This window comes from Mesorhizobium sp. P2_E7, from assembly GCF_056403855.1.
The window spans coordinates 110,729-136,446 of sequence record NZ_JBFUER010000009.1 but is presented as its reverse complement, the minus strand read 5'-3'; the positions used below and the strand labels follow the sequence as shown (position 1 = coordinate 136,446).

The window sequence follows — 25,718 nt, the reverse complement described above, 5'->3', positions numbered from 1 at the left end:
GAAAGCCGTTGCCGCGTAACCTTCGGTCCGGAAAGCCCCGATCCAACCTAGGCTCAGGCCATGCGCCAACGTCCTGACACAAAAGACAAGAAACGGGAGACCACCATTCGCAAGCCCCATCTGCGCGGTCGCGGACCGCATTTCCCGGTGCTCGATCAGATCGTCCAGTACGAGTTCGAGCCCGGATATGTCGCCTTCACCATGCCGTCGCTGAAACGGCTGCGGGTGCAGGTCGGATCGATGACCGTCGCCGACACGACAAGGGCGCTGGTGTTCTACGAATCCGATCATCTGCCGGTCTATTATTTCCCGATCGAGGACGTGCGCGAGGAGTTTCTGCTGCCCTCGAAGACGACGACCGAGGACCCTTACAAGGGCACCGCCACCTTCTACTCGCTCAACACCGGCATCACGTTGGTCGAGGATGGCGCCTGGCGCTATCTCGATCCTGTCAAGGGCTGCCCGCCGATCGCAGGCTACATGTCGTTCGTGTGGAGCAAGATGGGCCATTGGTTCGAGGAGGACGAGGAGATCTTCGTCCACGCCCGCGATCCGTTCCGCCGCGTCGACTGCCTGCCCTCGTCGCGGCGCGTGCAGGTCATCCTCGACGGCGAGCAAGTGGCGGATTCGCGCCACGGCGTGTTTCTGTTCGAGACCGGCCACCCGGTTCGCCACTATCTGCCGATCGCCGACACCAGGCTCGATATGTTCGCGCCCAGCCGCTACATCTCGCGCTGCCCCTACAAGGGCATCTCCAACTATTATCACGTGACCACGGCCACCAAGCGGCACGAGAACATGGTGTGGTATTATCCCGAGCCGGTGCACGAGGCGGAGCGCATCAAGGGGCTGGTGTGTTTTCACCACGAGCTGGTCGACAAGATCCTGGTCGATGGGGTGGAGATACCGAAGGAAGCGACTGCGGCTTCGAACGGGTATTTTTGATCGGTCCCTAGTCGACGGCTAGCGCCAACCATCGAGATTGGCTGAACAGCTCTGCGCTTCGTCATCCCAGGGCGAAGCAGGAGCGAAGCTCCGTCGCGTAGACCCTGGGATCCATTCCGTGACCTAGACCGAAGAATGCAGCGGTGCAGAAGTTTCTTGCGCCGTCGCGTTCGTCGGCTGATGTCGCGGCATGGATCCTCGGGTCAAGCCCGAGGATGACGACCGGACGAAAGGCGTCGGCCAATCTCCAAGGTTTCGATCCATCCGTGGCCCTAACGCCCAGCGTGTTCATCGATCCAAATCCTCCCCCTCACACCTTTTCTCGGTTGAAATATTTTTCAAATGGAAATAGGAATGTTCAAAATGAAGATTTGACGCGGCGGCGCGTCATGACTGGAGGAAGCGATATGGCCCATCCGCAATTTGCAGCGGAACTTCTGCAGCGCGCTGAAGCCCAGGGCCCTATCACCATCGGCCTGGCCGGCGCCGGGCAGATGGGCACCGACATCGTCGTCCAGGTGGCGTTGATGCCGGGCATGCGGATCGGTGCCATTTCCGAGGTGCGGCCGCAAGCGGCGATCGATGCGGCACTGCTGGCCGGCCATGACCGTTCCGACATCGTCCAGGCGGCCAATGCCTCGGCCATCGACCGCGCCATCGAGGCCGGCAAGATCGCTGTCACCGAGGATCTGCATGCGCTGGCCGCGGCCGGCCGCATCGACGTCATCATCGACGCCACCGGCAATCCCAACATCGGTACGCTGTTTGCGCTCGAAGTGATGAAGAACGGCAAGCACATCGTCATGCTCAATGTCGAGGCCGACATCACTATCGGCCGTTTCCTCAAGGAAGAAGCCCGCAAGGCCGGCGTCGTCTACACCGGTGCCGCCGGCGACGAGCCCGCCTGCACGCTGGAGATCATCGGCTTTGCCCGCAGCCTCGGCTTCAACATCATCGCCGCCGGCAAGGGCAAGAACAACCCGCTGAAATTCGACGCCATGCCCGCCGACTATGCCAAGGAAGCGGCCGAGCGCAACATGAATGCGCGCATGCTGGTCGAGTTCGTCGACGGCTCCAAGACCGCGATCGAGATGGTCGCGATCGCCAACGCCACCGGGCTGGTGCCTGATGTGCCTGGCATGCATGGCCCAACCGCAACGCTGGAGGAACTGGCCAGCGTGCTTTGCCCGCGCGAGGATGGCGGTGTGCTGCACCGCAAGGGCGTTGTCGACTATTCCATCGGCAAGGGCGTGGCGCCCGGCGTGTTCTGTGTCATTGAAACCAGGCATCCGCGCGTCATGGAGCGGATGATCGACCTCAAGGTCGGCAAGGGCCCCTATTTCACCATCTTCCGCCCCTACCACTTGACCAGCCTGGAAGTGCCGCTGTCGGCGGCGCGCGCCGTTGTCTACAAGCGCGCCGACATGGAGCCGCTCGACCATCCGGTGGCCGAAGCGGTGGCGGTGGCCAAGAGTGATCTCGGCGCCGGGCAATCGCTCGGCATGATCGGCGAGACCGATTATCGCGGTTTCGCTATGACCTGGGAGGACGCGCGCGCCAAGGGTGCGCTGCCGCTCGGGCTTGCCGAACGCGCCAAGGTGGTCAAGCCGATCAAGACTGGCGACTTCCTCACCTATGAAAATTGTGTACCCGACGATTCGATGGTGATAACGCAGATCCGCCGTCGTCTTGACCAGTCGGACGGACGGTTCGTGACCAACGCCGCCTGAACCTTCGGGGCCACTGATGGACGACGTCGTTATCGGGATCGACGCCTCGACGACGGCCGTGAAGGCAATTGCCTTCGCGCGCGACGGCACGGAGTTGTTCCAGGCGCGCGAAACCTATCCGCTTTCAAACCCGAAGCCTGGCCATTTCGAGCAGGACGCCGAACATTGGTGGGCAGCCCTTGTCGGCGCACTGAAGCAGGTTGCCGACAAGGTCGGCGCCGCGCGTGTGGTGGCCATTTCCATTGCCCATCAGCGCGAGAGCTTCACGCTGATCGATGACGAGGGCAAGCCGCTCATCCCCGCGATCCTGTGGCTTGACGAGCGCGCCCGACCGCAAGTCGCCAGGCTGTCGGCTGAACTCGGCCGCGAAGCGATCCGTGACTGGAGCGGCAAGCCGCCGGACCCGACGCCGGCGCTCTATGCCATCGCCTGGCTGGCGGAGCACCAGCCGGAAGTGCTGGCCAAAGCGGCGGCGCTCGTCGATGTTCACGGCTTCTTCGTCCACCGGCTGACCGGACGCCTCGTCACCAGCACGGCAAGTGCTGATCCCCTCGGATTGCTCGATGTCGCGACAGGCGAATGGCACGCTGATCTCGTCGCGGCCGCCGGGTTGCAGCCACGGCAGCTGCCGGCACTGATCGGCCCAGGTGAAATCTGCGGCTGGCTTACCGAAAGCATTGCGCAGCTGACTGGGCTGAAGGCCGGCACGCCAATCGTGGGCGGCGCCGGCGATGGTCAGGCGATGGGGCTCGGAATGGGAGTCTATGGTGCCGGCAGAAGCTACCTATCGCTCGGCTCCGGTGTCGTCAGCGGCTGCTATTCCGGCACAGTCACCACCTCGGACGCCTTTCGCACACTGGTCTCGCCGACCGGCTCCGGCTTCATGCTGGAGACCGTGCTGCGCTCGGGCATGCAACTGGTCGACTGGATCGTGCGCACCACCGGCGGGTCCTCCGCAGCAGAGTTGGAGAAGCTTGCCGTCGACGTGGCGGCCGGTAGCGACGGCCTTTTGGTCATGCCCTACTGGGCCGGCGTGATGAGCCCCTACTGGGACGGCGCGGCGCGTGGCGCCGTCGTCGGCCTGTCGCTCAACCACGAACCCAGGCATCTGTTCCGCGCGACGCTGGAAGGCATCGCTTTCGAACAGGCCATCGCCAGCGACGCCATGGAAGCCGAGAGCGGCGGTAGGCCCGCGGAAATGATTGCTGCCGGCGGCGGCACCAATTCGGCGCTGCTGATGCGGATCATGGCCAGCGTGCTGGAGCGGCCGCTTTTCGTGTCGCCGGTCAACGAGGCGGCCGCACTTGGCGCGGCCATGCTGGCGGCTTCGGCGATCGGCTGGTTCGCCTCCCCGGAAGAAGCAGCCAAGGCGATGGCGGCGGCGCCGACCCGACGTGTCGACCCTGACCAGGCGCTGGTGCCTGCCTACCGGGCGCGCAAGGCGATCTACCGCGATCTTTATCACGCGACGCGCGACATTCACGCGAGGCTGGGCGCGGCCTGAGTTCGAGCTGACGTTTCCGGTGGGAAATTCCGGTTTTCGATCCGCCGACGCGATCCATTTTGTGTCCTGCCTGGCGAATGCTAGACTCACAGGGCTCATGAAGGCTGCACTTCACCTTGCCGCCCTGCCCTGGATTGTCGCGCTTGCGGCAGGTCCAATGGCGGCGCATGCGCAGGACGAGCCACCTTTTGAGGTAACGCTCGACATGGACAATGACGGCCGGATGGATCGGGCCGTGATCGCGGCGGATCCCGACAGCGGGCTGGCGGATCTTTCCGTCTATCTGGCTGCCGGCGACGGAAAGCTCGATCCTTCGCGCAAGCCTGACTTCGTCAAAAAGGCGCTTACGGAAGATCGTATTCTCGGGCTCGAAAGCAGGGGCAAGGGATCGCTTGTCATCACCTCCTGCTTCGGCTGCGGCGCCAGCAAATCAACGGAAGAGACGCTGACCGTCGTTTATCGCCGCGGCAAGTTCCTGGTCGGCGGCTACAGCCGCAGCTGGGACTGGGGCGAGCAGAAAGCCGACGGGACCGTCGAGACCACGCTCGGCGGCTGCGACATCAACTATCTCACCGGCAAGGCCACCGTCTCCAAGGACCTGGAGGCCGGCCGGCCGATCAAGGGCAAGTTCAAACCGGTGCCCTTGAAGGACTGGTCCTACGAGAAGCGCCCCAAGGCCTGCGAATTCTAAAAAGACTTTTCCTAAGTTCCGGACGGAAAATCGCTGCCACCGGGGCCTCGCTCGAGGATCAACGATTGAGCAGGCCCTTGGCTGCATCCTCATCGGTGATCAGCACAGCGATCTTGGTGTTGGCCAGCGCGGCGCGCATGATGGCCACCTTTTCCTGGCCCCCCGAGACCAGGATGATGTTCGGGATGTCCGACAGTTCCTGCAGCGGATAGGCGCAGACGCGGCGGTTGACCTCATGGTCGACCGGGCGGCCCTCGGCGTCGATGAAGTGACAGAGGATGTCGCCGACAGCACCCGCCGCCTGCAATTCCTCGAGCTCGCTCGGCTTGATGAAACCGTAATTGGCGATCGGGCTGTCGGTGGAGAACGAGCCGACGCTGAGCACGGCGATGTTGGCCCGCCGCGCCCGGAAGACGACATCCTGGACGCTGCGCTGGCTCATGAAGGCATCGCGCTGCTCGGGCTTGTCGGCGTAGACCGGCACCGGCAGCAGGAAACATTCGGCACCGATCTTCTCGGCGAATTCCCAGGCGCTTTCGGTCGGGTTGAGCGGCTGTGCATGGGTGAGGCCGCCGAGCATCGAAACGACCGTGGTTCTGGCAATCGGTCGCCTCGGCAATTCGTTGATGGCGAATTTCAGCGTGCGGCCCCAGCCCAGCGCAATGACATCGCCGGCATTGACGTTGTCGGCGAGATAGGCGGCGGCGGCGTGGCCGATCATCAGCGGCGCGTTGCTGCGGTCGGCGGCCGACGGCACCACGACGGCCTGGCTGAGTCCAAAGCGCTGCTTGAGGCTTTCCTCAAGCTGCACGCATTCGACGACGCTGTCGCGGATGCGGAACTGGACAATGCCCTCCTCGCGGGCGGCGGACAGGATGCGATGCACCTTGATACGGCCGATGCCGAGGATCTCGGAGATCCGCTCCTGCGTCAGCCCCTCGACGTAGTAGTGCCAGGCGGCGCGGGCCTTCAGTTCGGCGTCCGGAAAGCGCGAGGCCTTCTCGTTCTCTATGGTCGCCATCTTTCTTGCCCTCCCCGCAGCAAGCTTTTCCGTAAGGCAAACCGCATTGCCGCGCAAACCGCCGCCGAATGCGTTCGCGGCCCTTGACAATTTTCTAATGAACAGTTTAGCTGAACAAAATTGCATATCAAAGATAAATTGTTCACAGGGAGGTGCCTGGTGAACAAGAGCGGACGGCAGGCCATCGCCGTTTCGCTGACGGAGGAGACGAAGTGGCCGTGAGCAATGATGCAAGCGAGTCGAAGGCTGGCGAGTTGAAAGCCGCGCCCGGCGCTCAAGGCGCGACGGGTACAAAGCTTTCGGCGCTGTTCGCCGGAACCATGGGACCGTTGATCGGGCTGGCGCTTTTGTGCCTGGCGCTGACGCTGACCACCGACACATTCCTCACCGTGCGCAACATCCTCAACGTGCTCGACCAGATCACCGTGCTCGGCATCATGGCGATCGGCATGACGCTGGTCATCCTGATCGGCGGCATCGATCTCTCGGTCGGCTCGGTGCTGGCGCTGGCCGCCATGGTGATGGGCTTCGTCGCCCACCCCGATTATCTCAATCTCGGCCTTGCTGCCGGCGTCGTCGCCGCACTGGTCGTCGCCGGCCTTTGCGGATTGGTGTCCGGCCTGCTGGTGACCGTCACCCGGCTGCCGCCCTTCATCGCCACGCTGGCGATGATGTCGGTGGCGCGCGGTCTTGCCAACATGATCACCGACGGCTCGCAGATCGTCGGCTTCCCCGACTGGTTCACCAACCTGTCGATCATCCGCCATTTCGGCTTCCTGCCGGTCACCGTCGGGCTGATGATGGTGCTGGCGATCATCTTCGCCATCTTCCTCAACTACCGCGCCACGGGCCGCAGCCTTTACGCCATCGGCGGCAGCGCCGAGGTGGCGCGGCTCTCCGGCATTCCGGTTAAGTCGCTGACCAACTGGGTCTACGCGATCTGCGGCGTGCTCGCCGGGCTTGCCGGCATCGTGCTGGCGGCGCGGCTGGATTCGGTGCAGCCGAGCTCCGGCCTCGGCTATGAGCTCGACACCATCGCCGCCGTGGTGATCGGCGGCGCCAGCCTGTCGGGCGGCGTCGGCTCAATCGGCGGCACCGCGGTCGGCGTGCTCATCATCGGCGTGCTGCGCAACGGGCTCAATTTGCTCGGTGTCTCGCCCTTCATCCAGCAGGTGGTGATCGGCGTGGTGATCGCGCTGGCGGTCGCCACCGACACCTGGCGTCGGCGAGCTCAATGAGGAATTCGCCCGGAGCGTCCGGGCGATAGACGGATCGGTCGATCCGAAACTGGGATGTTCCAAGGGGCGCGATGCGCTGGCGGGACAGTTTGACTATCAACGGAGGAAACACATGCTGACCAAACGTTCACTGCTGCTTGCCGCGGCCGCAATCATTCCGCTACTCGGCCTGACCGACATGGCCTCGGCCAAGGAGGCCAAGAAACTCGGCCTCGCCGTCGCCAACCTGCAAGCCGACTTCTTCAACCAGATCAAGCAGTCGGTCGAAGCCTACGGCAAGGAGAAGGGCATCGAGATCGTCACTGTCGACGCCAAGGGCGATTCGGCAACGCAGGTCAGCCAGGTGCAGGATTTGATCACGCAGAACATCGACGCGCTGATCTACATTCCGGCCGGGGCCACCGCCGCCACCGTGCCGACCAAGACCGCCAAGGCCGCCGGCATTCCGGTCATCAATGTCGACCGCAACGCCGACGGCGCGCCCGGCGATACCTTCATCGCCACCAACAGCGTCGCCTCGGCGCAGGCGGTGTGCGACTACATCGCCAAGCAGGCCGGCGGCAAAGGCGAGTTGATCATCATCCATGGCCAGAAGGGCACGACGCCCGAGGTCGACCGCTCGAAGGGCTGCGGCGAAGCGCTCAAGGCCTATCCCGATATCAAGGTGGTCGGCGAATTGTGGAGCGAAGGCTGGCATCAGGACGAAGGCTTCAAGCTGACGCAGGACCTTTTGCAGTCGCATCCCGATGTCTCCATCGTCATCGGCCAGGCCGATGCGCTGGCGCTAGGTGCAGCACAGGCGGTCAAGGTCGCCAATCCAGGCCACAAGGTCTGGGTCGCCGGCTTCGACGGCGACGTGGCGGCACTGAAGGCGCTGAAGGACGGCGTGTTCGACGTCACCGCGACGCAGCAGACGCAAGGCATGGGCAGGCTCGCCGTCGATGCGGCGATCAAGCTGGTGGCCGGAGAGAAAGTCCCCGCCGAAGATCTGCAGGACGCGACGCTGACCACCAAGGACAATGTCGAGCAGTTCATCGCCAAGCACCCGTAACCTGCGGCACCGCTTAAGAGAGCGCCACGATGTCCACTGCCCCTCGCCACAGCGAAAGCCTGCATAACGGGCTCTTCGTCAACGGCCTGTGCAAGAGCTATGGACCGGTCCAGGTCCTGGCCGATGCGAGCTTCGAGGTGCGGCCCGGCGAGGTCGTGGCGCTGCTCGGCGAAAACGGCGCCGGCAAGTCGACGGTGTCCAACATCATCGCCGGCTCGACCAGACCCGACGCCGGTACCATCATCTGGCGGGGGAAGCCCTATTCCCCCGCCTCGCCTGCCGCGGCAATCGATGCCGGCGTCGGCATGATCCACCAGGAACTGAAGCTGCTGCCGGACCTGTCGGTGGCGGAAAACGTCTATGTCGGGCGCATGCCGATGCGCGGCGGCCGCATCGACCGCGCCGAGATGAACGCCAAGGCGTCGGCGCAGTTGAAGCGGCTCGGCCTCGACGTCTCGCCCGAGCGCAAGGTGCGCACGCTGCGCATCGCTGCCCAACAGCAGGTCGAGATCGCCAAGGCGTTGACGCTGAATGCCGAGCTTCTGATCTTCGACGAGCCGACGGCAGCACTTGGCGGCGAAGAGACGGAGCTGTTGTTCCAGCAGATCCGCAAGCTCAAGGCCGAAGGCATGTCCTTCATCTATATCAGCCATCGGCTGGACGAGATCGCGCAGATCGCCGACCGCGTGGTGGTGATGCGCGACGGACGGATAGTCGCCCGCCACGAACGCGCCGACATTCCCGTGCGCACCGTGGTGGAGCAGATGGTCGGCCGCTCGGTCGAGCGGATGTTTCCGCATCTGTCGCCGCCGCGTGAGGAGACGCTGCTCGAGGTCGAGAATCTGTCCTCGCCGGAGAGAAGTTTCAACAACGTCTCCTTTTCGGTCAAAGCCGGTGAGATTCTCGGCATCGCCGGGCTGATTGGCGCCGGCCGCACGGAACTGGTGCGGGCCATCGCCGGCGCCGATCCGATCTCGTCGGGCTCGGTGCGGGTTGCCGGCAAACCGGTGCATCTCAGCGGGCCGGCGGCGGCGATCAAGGCCGGCGTCGTGCTGGTGCCGGAAGACCGCAAGGCGCAGGGCGTAGTGCTCGACCAGACGATCGGCGAGAATCTGGCGTTCGGCAACTTCGACCATGTCGCGCCGAAGGGCTGGGTGTTTCCGAAGGCGGTGCAGAAATTTGCCGAGGCCGGCATCGCCAGGCTCGGCGTCAAAGGCAAGCCTGGCCAGGCGGTCAGCAAGCTTTCCGGCGGCAACCAGCAGAAGGTGATCATCGCCAAATGGGTGTCGCGGCCGCCGAAGGTGTTCATCCTCGATGAGCCGACGCGCGGCATCGATGTGGGCGCACGCGCGGCGATCTACGACGTGATCGCCGACCTCGCCCGTTCCGGTATGGCGGTGGTGGTGGTGAGTTCGGACCTCGAGGAAGTGCTGGGGCTGTCGCATCGCGTGCTGGTGCTGAGCCGCGGCCGGCAGCGCGGCATTCTCGACCGCAGCGAGGCCAGCAATGTCGCGGTGATGGAACTCGCCACGAGCTGAGCATGACGGATGGGAACAAAGCGCAGCAGGTGATACCCTCCCAGGCACCGGACCGCGCGGGGCGCCAGCAATGGCGCCCCTTCATTTCAGGAGGGGGAGCAAGATGAAACTATTCGATCTCAGCGGCGACGTGGCGCTGGTGACGGGCGCCGGCAGCGGCATCGGCCAGGCCATCGCCATCGGGCTGGCGGAGGCCGGCGCCAACATTGCCTGTTTCGGTCATAGCTCGAAAGGCGGGCTAGAGGAGACCGCTCACAAGATCGCGGCGCTCGGCCGCAAGGCGCTGGTGCTGACCGGCACGGTGACGTCCGAAAGCGACCTCGCCGCCGCGGTCGAGCGCACGGAGAAAGAACTCGGCGCGCTGACCATCGCCGTCAACAATGCCGGCATAGCCGGCGCCGAACCGGCCGAGACGCTGCCGCTGGAAACATGGCAGAAGATCTACGACGTCAATGTCAGCGGCGTTTTCCTGTCCTGCCAGGCCGAGGCGCGCGCCATGCTGGCGCGGCGCAAGGGCTCGATCGTCAACATCGCTTCGATGTCCGGCTCGATCGTCAATCGCGGCCTGACGCAGGCGCATTACAATTCCTCGAAGGCCGCCGTCATCCACATGTCGAAGAGCCTCGCCATGGAATGGGCCGATCGCGGCCTGCGCGTCAATGTCGTCAGCCCCGGCTACACGCTGACGCCCATGAACAAGCGCCCGGAAGTCGCCGAACAGATCAAGATATTCAAGCGCGACACGCCGATGGGGCGCATGGCGGCGCCGGAAGAAATGGTCGGCCCCACCGTGTTCCTGGCCAGCCGCGCCGCGAGTTTTGTCACCGGCATCGACCTGATCGTCGATGGCGGTTTTGTCTGCTGGTAGGAGAACAAAAGTGCCGAAGCGTTTTGAAGGCAAGACGGCTGTCATCACCGGGGCCAGCGGCGGCATCGGCGCGGCAATGGCGAAACGCTTTGCCAAGGAAGGTGCTGCGGTCGTGGTCAGCGCCATCGATGCCCGCGTCGAAGAGGTTGCCGCCAGCCTGAAAGCCGCGGGCGCCAAGGTCGCTTCGATGCGCATGGACGTGACCAGGAAGGATGAGGTCACAGCTCTTTACGACCTCGCCGAAAAGCAATTCGGCCGCGTCGATATTTCGGTGCAGAATGCCGGCGTCATCACCATCGCCCGGATCGAGGCGATGACCGAAGCCGAATGGGACAAGGTGATGGCGGTCAACACCAAGGGCGTGTTCCTGTGCTGCCAGGAAGCGATCGCCCGCATCCGCAAGCATGGCGAAGGCGGCCGGCTGATCAACACGGCGTCGGGCCAGGCGCGGCAAGGCTTCATCTACACGCCGCACTACGCGGCGTCGAAGTTCGGCGTCGTCGGCATCACCCAGAGCCTAGCCAAAGAAGTGGCCAAGGAGAAGATCACCGTCAACGCGATCTGCCCCGGCATCATCGACACCGACATGTGGGCCTATAACGACGCCGCCTGGGGCAAGCTGATGGGCGACTACAAGCCCGGCGAGCTGATGGCCGAATGGGTGAAGAACATCCCGATGGGCCGCGCCGGCAGCGGCGAGGACGTCTCCGGCTTGGTCAGCTTCCTCGCGAGCAACGACGCCACCTACATCACCGGCCAGACCATCAATGTCGATGGCGGCCTTATCATGTCGTGAAGTCAGCTCTGGCGGTTGGCAATCGACCAGTCTGAAATTCCGCAGTGCGCAGGGCATCAGCCGTTGCGCCGCATGAACGTTGGTATATATAATTTCATCCTATGAAACGGCCTTGGTGGGGATGGGGCTCGCCGGCCGAGATCATGGGACCTTGATGGCTCGCACGTCTCAGAGCGCCGCCGGAGCGGCGATCGATCCGTTGACGATTGCTCGCGCAGCAATCCATGCGATGCCATGATGCGGGCCAGTCCAGCATCATACCACCACCAGATTGAGCACCATCTCGCGCCGCCTCTTTTATGTTTTGCGCAATTCCGGACGGAAAACCGTTCGCACTTTTCCTTGGAATTGCTCTGGCCGCCGCGATGGTTTGGTGCGAACGAGCTTGCGCAACGACCCGCCTTTCCAACACAATCAAGAAAAGACGCAAGAAGGGAACGACTAAGAATTTCCACATGGTTTGACAGGAGAACAAGCATGTCATTTCGCAGTGTGATTTCGAACCTATCAATGGGAGCCTTCGCACTTGCCTCGGCAAGTGTACTGACACCGGCCGCACATGCGGCCGCACCTGAATCCAACGACCCGATCAAGATCGCGCTGTTCGACTGGACCAGCGTCAACCTGAACGCCAAGATCCTTGGCGGCATTTTGGAAAAACTCGGCTACACCGTCGAATACCCGACCGCCGACTACCTCTCCAGCTTGACCACCGGCCTGACCAATGGCGACCTCGATGTCGGCCTGGAATTCTGGGACACGACCGCCGGCGAAGCCATGAAGGCTTCCGACGCCACCGGCCAGACCGAGCGGCTGGGCAAGCTCGGACCGAAGGCCAAGGAGGAATGGTGGTTTCCTGAGTACATGAAGGAAAAGTGCCCCGGACTGCCGAACTGGGAAGCGCTGAAGGACCCGAAATGCGCCGAGGCGTTTTCGACGGCGGAGACGGCACCGAAGGGCCGCTATCTCGGCGGCCCGGTGACCTGGGAAGGCTTTGACGACGAGCGCGTCGAGGCGCTGAAGCTGCCCTTCACCGTTATCCATGCCGGCACCGATGCGGCGATGTTCGCGGAATTGGACTCGGCCTATCAGCGCAAGGCGCCGATCATGCTGTGGATCTATTCGCCGCACTGGGCGCCGGCCAAGTACAAGGGCGAGTGGGTGCAATTCCCTGAATACACGCCCGAGTGCTACACCGATCCGAAATGGGGCATCAATCCCGACGCCAAGTATGATTGCGGCAAGCCGCATGGCGAGATCTGGAAATACTCGTGGTCCGGCATGAAGGACAAATGGCCGGTCGCCTACAAGGTGGCCAAGGCCTACACGATCAACACCGATGAGCTCAACAAGATGAGCGGCGAGATCGACCTCGGCGGCAAGACGCCGGAAGACGTTGCGGCCGCCTGGATCGCCGCCCACGAAGCCGACTGGAAGGCCTGGGCGCAGTAATCGCTCCGACTGGAAACCAGACCCGGCCGTTACGGCCGGGTCTATATCTCCATTTCCATAGGGAACATTGGATGACGGAAGCGACTGAACCGCAGGCAGCTGGCGCGCCAAAGGATGCGCGACCGATAAAACTTGCCTGCCGCAATGTCTGGAAGCTGTTCGGATCGAACGCCGCGAACTTCATTCGCGAGCGCGACGGCAAGGCCAGCATGGCCGATGTCACTGCCGCCGGACTGGTCGGCGCGGTCCGCGCCGTCGATCTCGAAATACGCCAGGGCGAGATCTTCATCATCATGGGGCTGTCGGGCTCCGGCAAGTCGACGCTGGTGCGCTGCATGTCGCGCCTGGTCGAGCCGACCCACGGCAAGGTCGAGTTCGAAGGCAACGATCTGCTCAAGATTTCCGATGCCGCGCTGATCGAACTGCGGCGCCATCGCATGGGCATGGTGTTCCAGAATTTCGCGCTGCTGCCGCATCTCAATGTGCTGGAGAACATCGCTTTCCCGTTGAGTATTCAGGGCCAGGATCGGCCGACGCGAGAAGCGCGGGCGCGCGAGGTTATCGAACTGGTCGGCCTGCGTGGCCGCGAGCATTTTTATCCGCGCGAGCTTTCCGGCGGCCAGCAGCAACGTGTCGGCATTGCCCGCAGCCTTGCCACCAAGCCGGAGATCTGGTTCCTCGACGAACCGTTCTCGGCGCTCGACCCGCTGATCCGCCGCGAGATGCAGGATGAGCTGATGCGGCTGCAAACCATGCTGCACAAGACCATCGTCTTCATCACCCATGATTTCGACGAGGCGATCAGGCTCGCCGACCGCATAGCCATCATGAAGGATGGTGAGGTCATCCAGATCGGCACGCCGGAACAGCTCGTGGTCAATCCGGCGACCGACTATGTCGCCGAATTCACCCGCGACGTCGACCGCGCCAAGGTGATTTCGGCGCGCAGCCTGATGCGCGCCTGCGATGGCTCGGAGCATGGCGGCACGGTTTCGCCCGATGCCAAGATCGCCAGTTTCTCGGCCAGCATCGTTGCCTCGGGAAAACTGTTCGCGGTGGTCAACGGCACCGGCAAGCCAATCGGCGAAGTGACGCCGCAAGCGGTGATCGGGCTGCTGGCCGGTCTGGACAAACCGAGAGCCGGCGCATGACGGTAACGGCAAGCGCCAGCGATGCGAGGCGGCCGGTTCAGCGCTGGCTGGTGATCTGGGTGCTGGCACTTGCCGCCGTGCTGGTGGTGTTCCTGCTGCAGGACAGGCTGCCCTGGGCGGTCAACTATCCGGCCGATGCGGTCGTGCCCGTCGCCGACTGGGTCAGCGCGCTGATGCGCTGGATCAAATCGAACCTTTCGTGGTTGACCCGCTCGATCACCGCCGTTCTCGGCGTTCCCCTCGATTTCGCGCTCAATCTGCTGGCGAAAAATTTCAAGATCGGCCATGGCGCCGACGCCTATGTGCTGCCGCGCCTGTCCTGGGTCGGCGTCTGCGCTACCGCATACCTGGCCGGGCATGCGGCGGGCGGCCGCAAGCTCGGCCTGCTGGTCGGCGGCTGTTTCCTCTACATCGCGCTGTTCGGCCAGTGGACGAGCGCCATGCTGACGCTGGCGCTGATTTCCATCGCCGTGCCGTTCTGCATCGTCACCGGGCTGTTCGCCGGCATCTGGGCCTGGCGCAAGCCCTGGGCCGAACGGCTCATCATCTCCCCTGCCCTCGACTTGATGCAGACGATCCCGACCTTCGCTTACCTCATCCCGATGCTGCTCCTGTTCGGCAACAGCCCGGTGTCGGCGATGATCGCCACCGCCATTTTCGCCACGCCGCCGATGGTGCGGGCGACAATGCTCGGCCTGTCGCGCGTGCCTTCCGAGATCGACGATTTCTCAGAGATGGCCGGCTGCACGGCGCGGCAGAAACTGTGGCGGGTGCTGCTGCCCTCGGCGCGGCCGACACTGATGGTCGGCGTCAACCAAGTGATCATGCTGGCGCTGAACATGGTGATCATCGCCTCGATGATCGGCGCCGGCGGCCTCGGCTACGACGTGCTTCTGGCGCTGCGCGCACTAAAGGTCGGCGAGGCGATGGAAGCGGGTCTCGCCATCGTCGCGCTGGCCATCGCGCTCGACCGACTGAGCCAGGCCATCGCCCACAACCACGCCAAGGGCCATGTTCATCAGGAGGTTAGCCCGCGCTTCTGGCGGCGCTATCCCAATCTGACGCTGGCGGTTCTCATCCTTGCCATCACCACGTTGCTTGGCCTGTTCGTGCCGGCCTTCGCCGCGGTGCCCAAGGCGATCACCTTCACCACCGCGCCTTTGTGGAAGGCAGCGGTGAGCTGGATCACCATCAACTTCTTCGACACGATCGAAGCGTTCCGCGTCGCGCTCATCCTCAACGTGCTGAACCCGGTGCGGGCTTTCTGCGAGGGGTTTCCGTGGCTGGGCGCGGTGGCCCTGCTCGGCCTGGCCGGCTATCAGCTCGGCGGCTTGCGGTTGGCCGCCCTCGTCGCGGCATTGACTACTTTCTGTGCCATCACCGGCCTGTGGGAAAAGACCATGGCAACGGTTTATCTCTGCGGCATCTCGGCCTTCATCGCTTGCCTGATCGGCATTCCGATCGGGCTCGCCGCCGCGCGCAGCGACCGCTTCGAAAAGATCGTCACGCCCATCATCGACACGCTGCAGGTGCTGCCGTCCTTCTGCTTCATCATCCCGGTGGTGATGCTGTTTCGGGTCGGCGACGTCACCGCGATGATCGCAACGATAGCCTTCGCCGTGGTGCCGGCGATCCGCTACACCAATCACGGCATCCGCCAGGTGCCGCCGGCGCTGATCGAGGCTGCCAAGGTTTCGGGCTGCACCCCGCGCCAGACCTTCTTTCGCGTGCAACTGCCGCTGGCGCTTCCCGAGATCATGCTGGGCGTCAACCAGACCATCCTGATGGCGCTGGCGATGATCATCATCTGCGCCATGGTGGGCACGCGCGATCTCGGCCAGGAGGTGTTCATCGCTTTGTCCAAGGCCGATTCCGGACGCGGCATCGTCGCCGGCCTGGCCATCGCCTTCATCGGCATCGTCGCCGACCGGCTGTTCAACGCCTGGACGGCGAAAGCCAGGGCAAGACTTGGATAGCTGTCGAATGTCCGAGCCGGGCGAACCGCCTTTTGCCGTTCTCGTCTTCGACATGGCTAAAACCGGCGAGCCGGATGGCGAGCATATGGTTTCGGGGTTCGAGACGCTGGACGCGGCAACGTCCTACGCCATTGCGCGGGTCCGCGCCTCGGTAGAGGAACTGCGCAGGCCCGGCATCGCTGCCCCGGAGCTGCGCCAGCTCTGGCACATCTATGGCGAAGACTGTTCGGTGCTGAACGCCAATGTGCGCGGCAGCGATCTTCTCGACGATTTTATTGCGACGCCGGCGACACCAGCCGAGTGCAACTGGCAGGCGCTGGCGCCAAGGCTGCGCCGCTTCCGCGCCTCGCTGCTCATCTCCAACGACAATAACGAATCCGTCTGGGCCGGCGGCTTCTTTCGCTCGACCTACAGATTGACGCGGGACGGCCTGCTGGAGCGTTTTCGCGACGACGCTGTCGCCGCCTTCAAAGCCAAGGGCATCGAGCCGGCGGAGCCGACGAAGCTCACGGTCGCCAACCACTTCGAGCTTCCCGACCCGCCCTACCCGCCGCCGGGCGCGGCGCTGCGATCCTGGAAGGTCGAGGTCGGTTTCGTCTGCCACGATGTCAAGTTCGGCGGCGACGCTGCCGGCGTCTTCGCCTGGCCGGAAGAGCCGACCGACTGGGCGCTCAGAACCATGCAGTTCCTGCTGATGGCAGACACGATGGCGATGCGCGGCGATGGCCCCGACTGGGCCAACGACTGCGATGTGCTGTCCGCCAAAGTGACGGAGACCGACGCTGCTCCCGACTATCCGGTGGATTGATTGGTGACGCGTCTACTCCGCCGCCACACCTTTCACTTCGAGATAGCTCTCCATCGAATCGTCGAGCGCCTGTAGCCACGGCGTGTGGTGCAGCGGCGCCATGGTGCCGGTCATCAGCGAGCGATAGGCGTGGTCGCGGAAGCTCATAATGTCTTCCGCCTTGTGGTGCTCCCACTCCATGAACGTCTGGTTGACCGCCTCGACGTCGAAGCCGGGATAGTCGGTCTGGTCCATCAGCTCCTTGGTGTAGTCGCCCTGGAACCAGATCATCTGCTCGGCGTCTTCGAGGGTTTCCTCACGCGCGCGCCACTTGGCGCCATGCTCGGCCATCGCCTGCGGCGACGGCAGCTTGATGCGGCCCATAATGACGTCGCGGGCAAACCAGGCCTGCGCGTCGAACATGTTGAAGGTGTAGAACTGGTCCTGCATGCCGATATAGGACAGTTTCGGGTTCTTCTCCCAGACGACGCCTTCATAGAGGTCGAGCGGCCACATGCGGTTGGCGGTCTTGAGTTTCAGATCGTCGGTGAGGAAGGGGAAGGAATGCAGATAGCCGGTGCACAGGATGATGGCGTCGACATCCTTGGTGGTGCCGTCCTTGAAGTGCGCGGTCTTGCCGACGACCTTCTGCAGCAGCGGCACTTCCTTCCAGTTCTCCGGCCATTTGAAGCCCATCGGCTTGGAGCGGTAGCTGGAGGTGATCGATCTGGCGCCGTATTTGTAGCATTGCGAGCCGATGTCCTCGGCCGAGTAGGAGCGGCCGATGATCAGGATGTCCTTGCCCTTGAACTCCATCGCGTCGCGGAAATCATGGCTGTGCAGGATGCGGCCGTTGAAGGTCGAGAAGCCTTCGAAATAGGGAACGTTGGGAACCGAGAAATGGCCGGAGGCGACGACAACATTGTCGAACTCTTCGGAATAGGTGACGTCGTTGCTGCGGTCATGCGCGGTGACGGTGAATTTCTTCGTCACGTCCGAGAAGGTGACCATACGCACCGGGCTGTTGAAGCGCACCCATTTGCGCAGGCCTGATTTCTCGACACGGCCCTTGATGTAATCCCACAAAACGGCGCGCGGTGGGTAGGAGGCGATCGGACGGCCGAAATGCTCTTCGAATGTGTAGTCGGCGAATTCCAGGCATTCCTTCGGCCCGTTCGACCAGAGGTAGCGGTACATCGAGCCGTGGACGGGATCGCCATGTTCGTCGAGGCCGGTGCGCCAGGTGTAGTTCCACAGGCCGCCCCAGTCGGACTGCTTTTCGAAGCAGACGATTTCAGGAATGGCAGCGCCCTTGTCTTCGGCAGATTTGAAGGCCCTGAGCTGGGCCAGGCCGGACGGTCCGGCTCCAATGACGGCAACGCGAGTGTTCATGGCAGGCCTCCCGGTCTCATTTCACTTTGACGCAATTCCTGGCGGAAAACCGTTTCACGCTTTTCCCAGGATTGCTCTTACGAAACAAATTTCACTCACAGTGACACTAATTGCCCCTTGGATACTGTCAACAGGCCTTGTGGCGAAACCGCGTTTCCTCCCGGCGGATTTTCAGCAAAAACCGATGACAGCGCAAATCCGGACCCGACACCATTCGACTTAAGGGGCTTGCTGTGGCGGTTGCGTTTCTGTATCGGCAGCGAATATGTTCACCTTGAGTGAAATAAATCTGCGATTCTTGGGAGCGGCGACATGGCGAAGACAGCATCCGATCTCAAGCCCGGGGCAGCTCCGGCCAAGGCAAAGCCGCTGGCGAAGGCCGCTGACGGGCGCACCATCCGCACGCCGCTGACACAGAATCCGCATGCCATTCGCGACACGCGCGAAAAGGTGCTGGAAGTGGCGATCGGCCGCGAAGTCAGGGCCTTTCGCAAGAAACTTGGCATCACCGTCGCCGATCTCGCCGTCGCCACCGACATTTCGCTGGGCATGCTGTCGAAGATCGAGAATGGCATCACCTCGCCGTCGCTGACCACGCTGCAGGCGCTGTCGCGGGCACTCGGCGTTCCCGTCACCGCCTTCTTCCGCCGTTTCGAAGAGGAACGCAGCGCCGTCTTCGTCAAGGCGGGCGAAGGTCTCGATGTCGAGCGCCGCGGCACGCGCGCCGGGCATCAGTACAATCTCTTGGGACATATCGGTTCCAACACCAGCGGCGTCGTCGTCGAGCCTTATCTGATCACGCTGACCGAGGACTCGGATGTGTTCCCGACCTTCCAGCATGAGGGCATGGAGTTCCTCTATATGCTGGAGGGCGAAGTGGTGTACCGGCACGGCAGCAACCTCTATCCGATGAAGCCGGGCGACAGCCTGTTCTTCGACGCGGACGCGCCACATGGACCGGAGCAGCTGACGAAACTGCCGATGCGGTATTTGTCGATTATTTGTTATCCGCAGAACAGCGCGGGTTAAGAGACTTGGTTTCTCGCCCCCACGACAGTGGGGGAGAGGTGGCTCGGCGAAGCCGAGACGGAGAGGGGGAATGGCGCGGACCGCGGTGTCTTGCGTGCCTAATCCTCCGCGTCGGCGCTGCCCCCTCTCCGGCCGCTTCGCGGCCACCTCTCCCCCGCTTTGCGGGGGCGAGGAACCCAAGCCCTGATCAATCCGGCCCAAACCCCGGGCTCGTCGCGCTGCCATCATCCAGCTTCGACAGCCACTCGACCAGCGTCGGCCTGTAGCGTGTCAGACCCTTGTAGGTAGCGAGCTCCTCCGGCAGGTCGCGGATCACGCGATGCAGGCGCCTTGCCCATTTCGGCTGCGTCACCAGTTCGTCCATCTTGATCAGATAGCAGCGGATCGGGAAGACGATGCCGTTGGAGCGCGGCAGGCGCCAGAAGCTTTGCAGCTCGACGCGCAGATGCACCTTGTCGCCGACATTCTCCGGCGTCACCGTGGTGCGATCCGGTCCCCATTTGTGATAGTTTTCCGGGCTGGTGTCGAGGCGCGGATTGATGGTCATCGTCCAGTTCAGGCGCCGTGCCGGCTTGCCCTGCTGGATGTTGGTGAGGAACTTCAGCGCCCGCACGAAAATCCCCTTCTCATGCGCCAGCGGCACCGGCGCGTGCCATTCGAAGAAATTCATGCCGATGTCGAAATCGAGCGACCAGTCGGCCTGGGTGGTGACCATGCCCGCATCCATCCACAGATTGCCGTCGCGCTGGTCGAGGATGCAGAAGTCGCCCTGGCTCTGCCGGGTAATGTACTCCATCGGCCCGTAAGGCAGCGTCGAGGTGTCGCCGAAGGTGAAGGTGTCGTCGATGCCGAGCGGCCGGTTGATCCAGCGCCAGCGGTCGCCGTCACGCGTCAGCGTGAAATGCTCGGGATAACCAAGCGCCTGCTGCTCCATCAGGAGTTCGAGCAGATCCCAGCCGGCCAGCGTCATGTGCGGCAGCGACTGACAGCGCAGCGGATCCTCGGCCAGCACCAAAGCGCGGTCCTGCATCTCGGCGACATAGTGCTCGTCGACGTCGATCAGATTTTCCAGCACCGAGCCCTTGGGCCCCAAGACATGCGGCTCGATGTTGACCGCATACATGTAGCTGTCTTCGTGGAACGGGAACGGAAACCGCCGGATGTGCTCCGGGCTGTTCCTGAAAGTGAAATCGTCGCGGAACGTTTCCTTGCGAAAGGTGATGCCCAAGCTCGCCTCCTATCTTTCCAGGACCAGTGACTTGCCTTCGAAGCGCGACACGCATGGCATGATCTTGCAGCCGGAACGGTGATCTTCCTCGCTCAGCCAATGGTCGTTGTGGATGAACTTGCCGTCATAGGAAATGACGTTGGTCTCGCACTGGCCGCAGACGCCGCCGCGGCAGAGATAGGGCGGATCGACACCGGCGGCTTCGATCGCTTCAAGCAGGCTCTGCTGCTCGCCGACGCGGATGGTCTTGCCGCTGACGGCAAGCGTGACGTCGAAGGGCAGGCCGGGCTGGGGCGCCGCGAAATGCTCGTAGTGCACGGTCTCCGGCGGCCAGCCCAGTTCTGCCGCGCGGGCTCGCACCCAGTTGATCATGCCGGCCGGGCCGCAGACATAGAGATGCGTGCCGAGCGGCTGCGAGGTCAGCAGCCGGTCGAGCTCGATGCGCTGGTCGAGATCGTCGTGATAGAGCCGGATGCGGCGGCCATAGCGCTCCTGCAGGACATCGGCATAGGTGCCGAGCGAGGCCGTGCGGCAGGTGTAGTGCAGTTCGAAATTGCCGCCGGACCCGGCGAGCTGCGCCGTCTGCGCCATGAACGGCGTGATGCCGATGCCGCCGGCCAGCATCAGATGCTTTTTTGCCCTGAGGTCGAGCGAGAACAGGTTGACGGGATAGCTGACCACCATCTCCAGACCAGGCTTGACCGACCTGTGCATGAACAGCGAACCGCCGCGGCCGACATCGTCGCGACGCACCGAGATGGTGTATTCGCGCGTGTCGAGCGGCGAGCCCATCAGCGAATACGGATTGAGCCTTGTGAGGTCGCCGTCGCGCATCTCGACCACGACATGGGCGCCGCCGGAAAAGGTCGGCAGCAACTCGCCGTCGCGGCGGCGGAAATGGAAGCGGGTGACGAGGTCGTTGACCGGAACGACATCGCTTACCACGACATCGAGCTTGGTGGTGCCGGTGCTCATGGGAAGGCCTCCTCTTTGGGAGGAATTTCACTGCGATCCTCGGCGTTGATGCACACACCCTGGAAGGCGGCGAGACGCCTGGAATAATGGTCGCGCACCAAAAGCAGCAGGCCGCAATGCGCACAGGTCGCCGGCTGCGTCGTCACATTTTCGGTGATGCCTTTGCAATGCACGCACTGCATGCGCCGCGCCAGCGAGCCGCGATGCTCGGTCTGCATGGAGGTGTGGTCGATGCCGGCTTCGAGCGCCACCTGCATGGCCTGGCCGATCAGCCCTTCGGTGCCGGCGAGATAGAGGCGCAGGCCCATATGGGCGTTGGTCAGCGTCTGCTTCAGCCTCGGCAGCAGGCTGGCGAAGGACGGCGCGACGTGGAATTGCGCCGGCTTCAGTGCTTCGAGGGCGGCGACATGTTTGCCGTCGGGACCAGGAATGAAGACGATTTCCACCCCGTCGAAGAAACCGGGCGGCGCCGTCTTTGCCATATCAACGATCGCCAGCGCGCCTTCCGCATCCGCCAGAAAAAGATGATGCTTGCCGGGCTGCGGAGACAGGGTTCCGTAAATGGGCCGGCTGATGATCGTCTTGGCTGCCATTCTCTCTTTGTGCCCTAAATCCCTCGCTGCTAACTGTGCCTCAACCCTTGGCGGTGCGCTTGGTTTTCTTCGGATCGTCGAACGGCAGCGGCTGCGCCGTCGCCTTGATCGATCCGCTCTTGTTGCGGATCTCGAGCTTGGTGTCCTTGACTGCGCAGTCGACGTCGAGCCGGGCGATGCCCATCGATTTCTTGACCAGCGGAGAATACATGGCGCAGGTCACCACGCCGACCTTTTTGCCGTCGCGATAGACCGGCGCGCCCTCGTCGGCCGGCTCCTTGCCGTCGAGCAGAACGCCATAGATCTTGAAGCGTTCCTTGCCTTTCAGCCGATAGTGCTCCTCGGCGCCGCGGAAACCGGTCTTGCCGGGACTGACGGTGAAGTCGAGGCCGAGTTCCCACAGCGTGTCGCCAGGGCCTTCATTCTCGAACGGGTATTTCTGCGAATTGTCGTAGGGATAGAACAGCAGATAGCTCTCGACGCGCAGCATATCGAGCGTGGTGAAACGGCACGGGATGATGCCGGCGCTCTTGCCCTCGTCGAGGATCCTGTCCCAGATCGTGCCCGCATCCTGGCCGCGGCAGAAGATTTCGTAGCCGCGCTCGCCGGTGTAGCCGGTGCGCGAGATCATCACCGGGAAACCGAACAGCTGCGTCTGCATGTGATGGAAATAGTTGAGATCGCGGATGCCCGGCACATGCTTGGCGAGATAGTCGACCGCTGTCGGCCCTTGCAGCGACAGATCGTGCAGATTGTCGTCGAAGCGCAGCGAGACGTCGCGGCCGACGGAAGCGCGCTGCAGTTCCTCATGCCCGGTGCCGGAGCCGTGCACCACCATCCAGGCGTTCGGGCCGGTGCGATAGAGGATGCAATCGTCGGTGAATTTCCCGGCCTCGTTGAGCATGCAGGCATAGGCCGACTTGCCGGGATAGATCTTTTCGACGTCGCGCGTGGTGGCGAGATCGATGAGGTGCGAGGCGTGCGGCCCGGTGATGTGGACCTTCTTCAGGCCCGACACATCCATCAGCCCGGCCTTGGTGCGGATGGCGGTGTATTCCTCGTCGGCGTCCTTGTCGTAGGTCCAGGCGGTGCCCATGCCGCTCCAGTCTTCGAGCTTCGAGCCGAGCGCGCGATGGCGATCCGCCAGGGTCGAAAATCTCCAGGATGCCGTCATCCGCTAATCCTCCGTTCGAAAATTCAATTGTGTTCCCTGCCCCTCGCGCCGCGGCGGGTGCTTTGAGCGAATATTGATCGCAAACGTTCGGGCGCCGCAATACCCGTAAGCAAATAATTTCATTGTCAGGCAAAATTTGCCACGCCAAATGACCGGTTAACCAAACGTAAATTCGTCTTGACAATTTCGCAAATCGGCCTGAATTTGTGAAAAAAATTTCACTCTCTTGAAAGAGGGCAACGATCGGCCAGTTCGGAAGCCGGCGTTGGAATAAAGGGGAAAACCGATGTCAGACCTGCAGCAGCGCATCGAAGCGCTGTACCGTTCCGACGTGCGCGGATCCGCGCTCCTGATCATCTGCCTGTGGGCGACGATCCTCTTCGTGCTCATCATGACGTGGCCCTACATCCCGGACACCGGGATCAAGATCGTCGTCGCCATCGCGGCGGCCGCCGTGCTGATCTTCAACACTGCCGCCATCCTGGCGATGGTCAATCACTACAAGGAAGACAAGGACTTCATCTACGGTCTCGACATCAAGAACGCCGACGCGGCCCGCAACCGTGAGTCCTGAAATAGAACGTCCTGAGGGGTAGAAGACATGTCGCGCTACACACCGCCGGAGCAAGGCAAGGCCAGCCAGGTTTTCGATATCGTCGTCGTCGTGGTCGCCATTTTCGTGGCGCTATGGCTGCCGCTCAAGATGGGCCTCGCGGGTGCTGCAAAATCCATCGACGCGCTCGACGCCAAGACCTGGGAAGCGCTTGGCCAGAACCCGACCATGGCGTCGATCTGGGAAAAGCTCGGCTACACGCCGGAGACCGCGCACGACATCATCCAGAACCGCTTCCACTACATCATCGACTGGCCGACGCTGATCATCATGGCGGCGGTGCTGATCGGCTATTTCGTCTTCCTGTTCCGCGCCTCCGACCGCGAATACCGCGACGTCATCAACGAAAAATTCGACGACAAATAACGCCAGAGATTTGGGGAAGCACCATGTGGATGGCTCTGTCTTATGCATGCTGGGGTATCTCGGTCGTGCTTGCGCTGTGGATGCTCTACGACTGGTTCAAGATCGACACGACCTACTCCGAGGAGGTGCTGACCTCCTCGCGCGAAGGCGAGCTTGAAGCCGTTTCCGAAAAGCACCGGGTGTAGGGGAAAACAATGGCGGTCGCGGCTGAAACGACAAGCACGGTAATCCATGGCGACAGGGTCTCGCTGCTCAGGGTGCTCGGCCCTGCCCATGTCTGGGCGCTCGGCGTCGGCATCGTGCTGGTCGGCGAATTCACCGGCTGGAATTTCTCGGCCGACAAGGGCGGCGCGCTGGCCGCCCTGATCGTCTGCTGGGTGGTCGGGCTGCTCTACACCTCGGTCGCCATGATCGATTCCGAGGTGACATCGACGGTCGCCGCCGCTGGCGGCCAATATGCGCAGGCCAAGCATATTGTCGGGCCGCTGATGGCCTTCAACGTCGCGCTGTTCCTTGTCTTTGCCTACACCATGCTGGAGGTCTCGGACGCCATCCTGCTCGGCGACACCATTGTCGCCAAGGCCGGCGTCGAGGGGCTCACCCACAATTCCTTCATCGCCGCCACCATTGTCGTGCTGGCGTGGCTGAACTATCGCGGCGTCTTGATGACGCTCAACGTCAATTTCGTCATCACCGCGATCGCCTATGTCTCGATCGTCATCCTGTTCTTCTCGGTCAGCCCGTGGACGCAAGGTGCTGTGCTGAAGCTCAATGAGCTGGTGACGCCGGGCAATGCGCTGCCCTATGGGTGGATCGGCGTCATCGCCGCTTTCCAGTTCGGCATCTGGTATTATCTCGGCATCGAAGGCACCACGCAGGCAGCCGAGGAAGTGCGCTCGCCGGCGCGTTCCCTGCCCTACGGCACCATGGCCGGCATGATCACGCTCCTGATCGCCGCCGCCATGACCTGGTATGTCTGCGCCTCGATGATGCCGTGGGAATATCTCGGCATCACCTATTATCCGCTGTGGGACGCCGGCAAGCTGACCGGCAGCGCGCTGCTCGAAAACCTGTTGTTCATCGCCACGCTGCTGGCAGCACTTGCCTCCGCCAATGGCTGCATCAACGACGCCGCGCGCGCCTGGTTCTCGCTCGGACGTGACCGCTATCTGCCGACCTGGTTCTCGGCCGTGCATCCGAAATACCGCACGCCCTACCGCTCGATCCTGTTCCTGCTGCCGATCGCGCTGGCCTTCGCCTTCATCGCCGACCTCAACCAGGCGATCACCTTCTCGATCCTGTCGGGCGTGCTGCAATACACCTTCATGAGCATCAACATCATGATGTTCCGCAAGAAGTGGCCGCTCGGAACCATCCGCCGCGGCTACACGCATCCCTTCCATCCGCTGCCGGCGATCGTGCTGTTTTGCCTCTGCGTGGTGACGTTCTTCGCGATCTTCCTCGGCTTCGGCTCGCAGCTGATCGCGATGACCATCTTCTATTTCCTGATCTCGCTGTGGTTCCATTTCTACCGCTACCGCTATGTGCGCCGCGGCGACCAGTTCACCATGCCGTGGCCGAAGCCACAGGGCTATTGACA

At 63.0% G+C, this 25,718-nt stretch carries 24 protein-coding genes; 18 read left to right on the top strand and 6 right to left on the bottom strand.

What is annotated here, in order from left to right:
• The first annotated feature begins 60 nt into the window (after nucleotides 1-60).
• The 4 genes from AC1DYC_RS29120 to AC1DYC_RS29105 all read left to right on the top strand — a co-directional run bounded on the left by AC1DYC_RS29120 (nucleotide 61) and on the right by AC1DYC_RS29105 (nucleotide 4,870).
• Nucleotides 61-945, top strand: coding sequence for a DUF427 domain-containing protein (locus AC1DYC_RS29120; RefSeq protein WP_477411133.1), 885 nt, complete (start codon nucleotides 61-63; stop codon nucleotides 943-945).
• 407 nt (nucleotides 946-1,352) lie between these two features.
• Entirely contained in the window at nucleotides 1,353-2,675 is a 1,323-nt protein-coding gene (locus AC1DYC_RS29115) for an NAD(P)H-dependent oxidoreductase (protein WP_477411132.1), read from the top strand.
• 16 nt (nucleotides 2,676-2,691) lie between these two features.
• Complete coding sequence (locus AC1DYC_RS29110; RefSeq protein WP_477411131.1) at nucleotides 2,692-4,179, top strand: xylulokinase; 1,488 nt, start codon at nucleotides 2,692-2,694, stop codon at nucleotides 4,177-4,179.
• A gap of 97 nt (nucleotides 4,180-4,276) precedes the next feature.
• On the top strand, nucleotides 4,277-4,870 hold the full coding sequence (locus AC1DYC_RS29105) for a hypothetical protein (protein ID WP_477411130.1): 594 nt from the start codon (nucleotides 4,277-4,279) through the stop codon (nucleotides 4,868-4,870).
• A 58-nt stretch (nucleotides 4,871-4,928) separates the two neighbouring features.
• Here the strand turns inward: AC1DYC_RS29105 and AC1DYC_RS29100 are convergent, their stop codons facing one another.
• Nucleotides 4,929-5,891, bottom strand: a complete 963-nt coding sequence (locus tag AC1DYC_RS29100; protein WP_477411129.1) for a sugar-binding transcriptional regulator — start codon at nucleotides 5,889-5,891, stop codon at nucleotides 4,929-4,931.
• Nucleotides 5,892-6,145: 254 nt separating this feature from the next.
• Here AC1DYC_RS29100 and AC1DYC_RS29095 point away from each other — a divergent pair, with 254 nt between their 5' ends.
• The 9 genes from AC1DYC_RS29095 to AC1DYC_RS29055 all read left to right on the top strand — a co-directional run bounded on the left by AC1DYC_RS29095 (nucleotide 6,146) and on the right by AC1DYC_RS29055 (nucleotide 16,769).
• Nucleotides 6,146-7,129: an ABC transporter permease gene (locus AC1DYC_RS29095; protein ID WP_477411179.1), complete on the top strand. Its 984-nt coding sequence runs from the start codon at nucleotides 6,146-6,148 to the stop codon at nucleotides 7,127-7,129.
• Between the two features lie 112 nt (nucleotides 7,130-7,241).
• Entirely contained in the window at nucleotides 7,242-8,180 is a 939-nt protein-coding gene (locus AC1DYC_RS29090) for a substrate-binding domain-containing protein (RefSeq protein ID WP_477302358.1), read from the top strand.
• A gap of 29 nt (nucleotides 8,181-8,209) precedes the next feature.
• Nucleotides 8,210-9,718 (top strand): sugar ABC transporter ATP-binding protein, encoded by a 1,509-nt coding sequence (locus AC1DYC_RS29085; protein WP_477411128.1) that lies wholly within the window; start codon nucleotides 8,210-8,212, stop codon nucleotides 9,716-9,718.
• Between the two features lie 103 nt (nucleotides 9,719-9,821).
• Complete coding sequence (locus AC1DYC_RS29080; protein ID WP_477411127.1) at nucleotides 9,822-10,586, top strand: SDR family oxidoreductase; 765 nt, start codon at nucleotides 9,822-9,824, stop codon at nucleotides 10,584-10,586.
• Nucleotides 10,587-10,596: 10 nt separating this feature from the next.
• Entirely contained in the window at nucleotides 10,597-11,382 is a 786-nt protein-coding gene (locus tag AC1DYC_RS29075; protein ID WP_477411126.1) for an SDR family oxidoreductase, read from the top strand.
• A 477-nt stretch (nucleotides 11,383-11,859) separates the two neighbouring features.
• The gene (locus AC1DYC_RS29070; RefSeq protein WP_477411125.1) at nucleotides 11,860-12,834 is read left to right on the top strand and encodes an ABC transporter substrate-binding protein; all 975 of its coding nucleotides are present in this window, start codon (nucleotides 11,860-11,862) and stop codon (nucleotides 12,832-12,834) included.
• A 71-nt stretch (nucleotides 12,835-12,905) separates the two neighbouring features.
• Nucleotides 12,906-13,985 (top strand): quaternary amine ABC transporter ATP-binding protein, encoded by a 1,080-nt coding sequence (locus AC1DYC_RS29065; RefSeq protein ID WP_477411124.1) that lies wholly within the window; start codon nucleotides 12,906-12,908, stop codon nucleotides 13,983-13,985.
• On the top strand, nucleotides 13,982-15,961 hold the full coding sequence (locus AC1DYC_RS29060) for an ABC transporter permease (protein ID WP_477411123.1): 1,980 nt from the start codon (nucleotides 13,982-13,984) through the stop codon (nucleotides 15,959-15,961). Before AC1DYC_RS29065 ends, AC1DYC_RS29060 begins: the two co-directional genes overlap by 4 nt.
• A 7-nt stretch (nucleotides 15,962-15,968) precedes the next feature.
• Nucleotides 15,969-16,769, top strand: coding sequence for a hypothetical protein (locus tag AC1DYC_RS29055; RefSeq protein ID WP_477411122.1), 801 nt, complete (start codon nucleotides 15,969-15,971; stop codon nucleotides 16,767-16,769).
• A 12-nt stretch (nucleotides 16,770-16,781) separates the two neighbouring features.
• Here the strand turns inward: AC1DYC_RS29055 and AC1DYC_RS29050 are convergent, their stop codons facing one another.
• Nucleotides 16,782-18,140 (bottom strand): NAD(P)-binding domain-containing protein, encoded by a 1,359-nt coding sequence (locus AC1DYC_RS29050; protein WP_477411121.1) that lies wholly within the window; start codon nucleotides 18,138-18,140, stop codon nucleotides 16,782-16,784.
• Between the two features lie 312 nt (nucleotides 18,141-18,452).
• Here AC1DYC_RS29050 and AC1DYC_RS29045 point away from each other — a divergent pair, with 312 nt between their 5' ends.
• Nucleotides 18,453-19,169 (top strand): helix-turn-helix domain-containing protein, encoded by a 717-nt coding sequence (locus tag AC1DYC_RS29045; protein WP_477411120.1) that lies wholly within the window; start codon nucleotides 18,453-18,455, stop codon nucleotides 19,167-19,169.
• Between the two features lie 187 nt (nucleotides 19,170-19,356).
• On the opposite strand, the gene AC1DYC_RS29040 is transcribed toward AC1DYC_RS29045, so the two are convergent.
• The 4 genes from AC1DYC_RS29040 to AC1DYC_RS29025 are packed head-to-tail and all read right to left on the bottom strand — an operon-like array spanning nucleotide 19,357 to nucleotide 23,139.
• A complete protein-coding gene (locus AC1DYC_RS29040) occupies nucleotides 19,357-20,397 on the bottom strand; it encodes a heme-dependent oxidative N-demethylase family protein (protein ID WP_477411119.1) in 1,041 nt (346 codons plus the stop codon).
• A gap of 9 nt (nucleotides 20,398-20,406) precedes the next feature.
• Nucleotides 20,407-21,372, bottom strand: coding sequence for a PDR/VanB family oxidoreductase (locus tag AC1DYC_RS29035; protein ID WP_477411118.1), 966 nt, complete (start codon nucleotides 21,370-21,372; stop codon nucleotides 20,407-20,409).
• A complete protein-coding gene (locus AC1DYC_RS29030) occupies nucleotides 21,369-21,965 on the bottom strand; it encodes a dimethylamine monooxygenase subunit DmmA family protein (RefSeq protein WP_477411117.1) in 597 nt (198 codons plus the stop codon). Before AC1DYC_RS29030 ends, AC1DYC_RS29035 begins: the two co-directional genes overlap by 4 nt.
• 40 nt (nucleotides 21,966-22,005) lie before the next feature.
• Nucleotides 22,006-23,139: an aminomethyl transferase family protein gene (locus AC1DYC_RS29025; protein ID WP_027041338.1), complete on the bottom strand. Its 1,134-nt coding sequence runs from the start codon at nucleotides 23,137-23,139 to the stop codon at nucleotides 22,006-22,008.
• 286 nt (nucleotides 23,140-23,425) lie between these two features.
• On the opposite strand from AC1DYC_RS29025, the gene AC1DYC_RS29020 reads away from it, so the two are divergent.
• From AC1DYC_RS29020 to AC1DYC_RS29005, 4 genes are read left to right on the top strand one after another with little or no spacing between them, the layout of a single operon-like run.
• Complete coding sequence (locus tag AC1DYC_RS29020; RefSeq protein ID WP_477411116.1) at nucleotides 23,426-23,713, top strand: hypothetical protein; 288 nt, start codon at nucleotides 23,426-23,428, stop codon at nucleotides 23,711-23,713.
• 27 nt (nucleotides 23,714-23,740) lie between these two features.
• Nucleotides 23,741-24,118, top strand: a complete 378-nt coding sequence (locus AC1DYC_RS29015) for a hypothetical protein (RefSeq protein WP_477411115.1) — start codon at nucleotides 23,741-23,743, stop codon at nucleotides 24,116-24,118.
• 29 nt (nucleotides 24,119-24,147) lie between these two features.
• Nucleotides 24,148-24,303, top strand: a complete 156-nt coding sequence (locus AC1DYC_RS29010) for a hypothetical protein (RefSeq protein WP_162712379.1) — start codon at nucleotides 24,148-24,150, stop codon at nucleotides 24,301-24,303.
• Between the two features lie 9 nt (nucleotides 24,304-24,312).
• Nucleotides 24,313-25,716, top strand: coding sequence for an APC family permease (locus AC1DYC_RS29005; protein WP_477411114.1), 1,404 nt, complete (start codon nucleotides 24,313-24,315; stop codon nucleotides 25,714-25,716).
• Nucleotides 25,717-25,718: the final 2 nt, after the last annotated feature.